This is a genomic window from Streptomyces sp. NPDC005070 (genome assembly GCF_053600395.1).
The window spans coordinates 1-4,240 of the sequence record NZ_JBSFZS010000284.1 but is presented as its reverse complement, the minus strand read 5'-3'; the positions used below and the strand labels follow the sequence as shown (position 1 = coordinate 4,240).

Below are 4,240 nucleotides of genomic sequence, written 5' to 3'. Positions count from 1 at the left end.
CAGCACCGTCTTCGCGCTGCGCGCGCGCACCGGCTGCCGGCTGGAGGTCGTACCGCTGCGCCCCGACGGCGACCTCGACCTGGAGTGGATGGCACGGCACATCGGCGGCGACGTCGCCCTCGTCTGCGTCCCGTACGTGCCCTCCGGCTGCGGCATCGTCCATCCCGTCGAGGACATCGGCCGCCTCCTCGCCCCCCACCGGTGCCTGTACGCCGTCGACGCCTCGTACGCGGTGGGCCAACTGCCCGTGGACGCTTCCCGCATCGGCTGCCACCTGGTGACCGGGGACGGCTGGAGGTTCCTGCGGGGCCCCTACGCGGCCGGATTCGCCGGCGTCGCACCGCGGCTGCGCACGATGCTGGCCCCGCACGGCGGCCCGCCCCTGGTGCCGCCGCACGGCGCCGCGGCCGCCGCACTGAACCGGGCCCTGGCCCTGCACACGGCCCCGCCCCCGGGCGGGGACCTCGCTCCCGGCCTGCGCGCCGCCGTCGAGGACACCGCCGGCACCGAACTGATCGCCCCCGGACGCCTCCAGAGCGGCATCGTCACCTTCCGGCACCCGGACGTGCCGGCCGCACTGGTGCGCCGCCGGCTCGCGGACCGCGGCGTCGTGGTGTGGAAGACGGTCGCCGAGGAGGTCCCGCTGTACCTGCCCGAGCGCGGCGTCGTCACGGCCGTACGCGCATCCGTCCACCACGACAACTCGGCCGAGGACATCGAGGTGTTCGCCCACGCCCTCAAGGACGCCGTGACCGAGACCCGCCCCCTCCCCGCACCCGCCCAGCACCCGCGGCCACCCGCACCCGCACCGGCTCCGGCACCCGCACCGGCGTCGGCGTCGGCGGCGCACGCCGTGCCGTCCCGGCCGGCAGGGCCCGGCACCCCGCGCGTACGCACGGCCGGCCGGCGCCACCTGACCCTGGTCCCGGACCGTCCCCCGGACCCCGGCCCGGCGCCTGAACGCCCCCGAACCACCGACCCCCGGCCCGGGGCGTGAACGGGCCCGCGGACCGGCCTGCGGGCGGTACCCGAACCCGACGGACACACCCGACGGACACGGCGGCAGCCGCCGGCGCCACGTCCCCGAACTCCTCCCACGGGAAGGCGACTTCGGCACCCTCGGCACCCTCGGCGCCGCCCGCGCAGCCGCCGGCGCCCCGCACCGCCGACGTACACATCGGCGGCGCGCACGGCCGGGTTCCGCCGCTGCGCGACCTGGTCCGCTTCACCCGACGCCGGCCGGCCAGGCACCGCGACCCGAGCCGCGCCCTTCCCCCGCCCGGCCGGCCGGGCGTGGTGGATGCTGAAGCCCCGGTGCCCGCCGCGGAACTCGGCGCGGCACCAACCGACTTGGCGGCCAAGGAGTCATCCAGATGAGCAGCGAAGCGTCCCTGCGCCCCGTCGTCCCCGGCGATCTCGACCTCTTCGAGCGCGAGTTCACCACCCAGGACGGCACCGGCCCCTTCCAGTGGTTCGGGTTCACCTCCACCCACCGGCTGCGCGAGCGCTACGCCGAGGACCGCCTCCTGGGCCGCGAGGGCGGCATGCTCACCATCACCGCCGCCGGCGAGGCGGTGGGCCGCGTCGAATGGTTCGCTTCCACCTGGGGACGCCCCGACACCTCCGCCTGCTGGACCATCGCCATCGCCCTGCTCCCCGCCGCCCGCGGCCGCGGCACCGGAACCGCCGCCCAGCGTCAGGTCGTCGACTACCTCTTCGCCCACACCCGGGCCGAACGCGTCCAGGCCTTCACCGACCACGCCAACCTCGCCGAGCAACGCGCCCTGGAAAAGGCCGGCTTCACCCGCGAGGGCACCCTGCGCTCCGCCCAGTGGCGCTCGGGCCGCTGGCACGACCAGGTCCTCTACTCGGTCCTGCGCACCGACACACCCCTGTGGGACGAGGAGCCCCAGTGACCTCACAGCCGACCGGCCTCGTTCCCGCAACGGGCTGAGCACCCTCCCGGCACCGGCACCCTCCCGGCACCGGCACCGCACCGGACAGCCGGCCACCCCCGGGCCCCGCGCCCCAACCGCGGACAGCGGCCTGAACGCCACGCCGGAAACCGGCAGGAGAAGAGAACGAACCGGCGTCAGGGACCGCTTGAGGCGGTTTTGAAAGATGCTCGATCCACGCCTCGAAGACTGTCCGTACCGAACGCGGATCCCCGGGAGCGCCCCGGGACCCCCGGCGTCCCCCCACCCCTGAGGACGCGGACAAAGCGGAGGCTGAGACATGACCGTCGAGCTTGCGGGCACCGCCGAACACACCCTGCCCGGGCGGGAGTTCGCCGCCCTGTACGCGCAGGCGCAGCACTTCTACGCGCACCAGATGCGGCTGCTGGACACGCACGACACCCAGCGCTGGGCCGAGACCTTCACCGAGGACGCCGTCCTGCACCTGCCGTCCCTGCCCGCGCCGGTAGGGGCACGCACCGCCCTGGCCGGCTACGTGCGGGCCGGCGCGGCACACCGGCGGCGGGCCGGAAGCCGCCTGGAGCACTGGGTCGGCATCCTCGACGTGCAGCCGCAGACCGACGGCTCGCTGCGCACCCGCTGCTCGGCCCTGGTCCACATCACCCCCGGCCAGGGAGGCCCCAAGACGCTGCACGTGTACGTCATGCAGGACGTCCTGGTCCGCTCGGGCGGCGCATGGCGCATCGTCCGCCGCCGGGTCACCCGCGACGACCTCGCCTGAACCGGGCCGGGGCATCGAACACCGCTGCAGCCGAACTCGACGTTCCGTACAGCACACGGGACATGCGGACCGGACCCGCCTAACGTCGTACGTGCACATCCTCCTCCCCGTCCGCGCCCGCCTGCCGTCCTCGACGAGGGCGGGCGCGTCGACGCGGGAGCACGCACGTCCACGCGTACTCGAGAGCGGTTCGAGGGCCGCTCAGGACAGCGGCCCGCACGGCCCGCACGCCGCTATCGTCCCCATTCCACCCCGGTCCGGGCCCGTTCGCGGCGGGCCGGACGCCGGAGTGCCCTCTCGATGGAGTCCTTCATGCACAAGGCGGAAGAGCCGAAGCTGCGCCTGTTCGTGTTCCACCACTCCGGCGGTTCGCATCTGGCGTACCGCGACTGGCCCTCCAGCTTCCCCGCCCACTGGGACGTGCAGATCCCCGACGCACCGGGCCGCGGCCCCCGCGACAGGCGCCCCGCACTGAGCGACGCCGGCGCCCTGCTCGACCACTTCCTGCACGAGCTGGACACCCGCCTTGTAGGCCCCTACGCGTTCTTCGGGCACAGCATGGGCGGACTCGTCGCCTACGAACTGACCCGCCGCCTCCTGGACACGGGCCGCACACCCCCCCTCTGGCTCGGCGTGTCCGCCCGCGGCACCCTGCACCCCGACGGGGACCCGGTGCGCCGGCACCTGCTCGGCGACGCGGCACTGCGCCACGAGCTGACCACGATGGGCGGCACCCCTGCCGAGGTCATGGACCACGACGAACTGTGGGAGCTGTTCGAGCCCACCATCCGCGCCGACCTGCGCATGAGCGAGACCTGGCGCACCCGGCCCCTGACCGCGCCGCTGCCCGTCCCCCTGTCGGTGTTCGGCGGCACCCTCGACCAGGTGGCCCCGCCCCACCGCCTGGACGGCTGGGCCGATGCCACCGAGCACTTCCTGGGCCGGCACCTCTTCGACGGCGGCCACTTCTACTTCCAGGACCACCTCCCCGCGGTCGCCGCACAGATCCAGGACGACGTGCGCCGCGCCCTGCTGAGCACCCGCACGCCGTCCGCGGCCGCGCGATGAGCGTCCCTCTCCTCGCCGCACCCGCCCCCACACGCACCGAGGCCACCGAGACGGTCGAGGCGACCGAGTTCCGGCTGCTCGGCCCGGTGGCCGTCCACAACCGGCAGACCGGGACCGGCATCGCACCCTCCGGACCCAAACAGCGGGCCCTGCTCGCCACCCTCGTCGTCCACGCGGGCCAACAGCTCTCCGTGGACCGCCTGGTGGAGGAGCTGTGGGGCGACCGGCCCCCCGCCAACGCGCCCAGCGCCCTGCACACCCACGTCGCCCGGCTGCGCCGGCTGCTGCCCGCCCCCGGCCACGAATGGATCAGCACCCTGCCCACCGGATACCTCCTCAGCCTCGGCAGCGCCTCGACCGACGCGGCCCGCTTCACCCGGCTGTCCGGCCAGGGCCGGGCCACCGCCCCCGGCGACCCCCGCGACGCGACCCGGCTTCTGGGCCAGGCGCTCGCACTGTGGCAGGGGAGCGCCCT

At 75.1% G+C, this 4,240-nt stretch carries 5 protein-coding genes; all 5 read left to right on the top strand.

Features of this window, described 5'->3' with window-relative positions:
• Positions 1-997, top strand: a 997-nt coding sequence (locus ACWEBX_RS37680) for an aminotransferase class V-fold PLP-dependent enzyme (protein ID WP_451889241.1), incomplete at its 5' end; no start/stop codon positions are given.
• Between the two features lie 376 nt (positions 998-1,373).
• On the top strand, positions 1,374-1,916 hold the full coding sequence (locus ACWEBX_RS37675; protein ID WP_451889240.1) for a GNAT family N-acetyltransferase: 543 nt from the start codon (positions 1,374-1,376) through the stop codon (positions 1,914-1,916).
• Between the two features lie 319 nt (positions 1,917-2,235).
• On the top strand, positions 2,236-2,697 hold the full coding sequence (locus ACWEBX_RS37670) for a nuclear transport factor 2 family protein (RefSeq protein ID WP_451889239.1): 462 nt from the start codon (positions 2,236-2,238) through the stop codon (positions 2,695-2,697).
• 312 nt (positions 2,698-3,009) lie between these two features.
• The gene (locus ACWEBX_RS37665) at positions 3,010-3,765 is read left to right on the top strand and encodes a thioesterase II family protein (RefSeq protein WP_451889238.1); all 756 of its coding nucleotides are present in this window, start codon (positions 3,010-3,012) and stop codon (positions 3,763-3,765) included.
• On the top strand, positions 3,762-4,240 hold a 479-nt coding region (locus ACWEBX_RS37660), incomplete at its 3' end, for an AfsR/SARP family transcriptional regulator (RefSeq protein ID WP_451889237.1). The genes ACWEBX_RS37665 and ACWEBX_RS37660, both read left to right, overlap by 4 nt.

What these genes read in the sequence shown, in the direction of transcription:
- ACWEBX_RS37675 (WP_451889240.1), top strand. Translation starts at nt 1,374, where the DNA reads ATGAGCAGCGAAGCGTCCCTGCGCCCCGTCGTCCCCGGCGATCTCGAC.
- ACWEBX_RS37665 (WP_451889238.1), top strand. Translation starts at nt 3,010, where the DNA reads ATGCACAAGGCGGAAGAGCCGAAGCTGCGCCTGTTCGTGTTCCACCAC.
- ACWEBX_RS37670 (WP_451889239.1), top strand. Translation starts at nt 2,236, where the DNA reads ATGACCGTCGAGCTTGCGGGCACCGCCGAACACACCCTGCCCGGGCGG.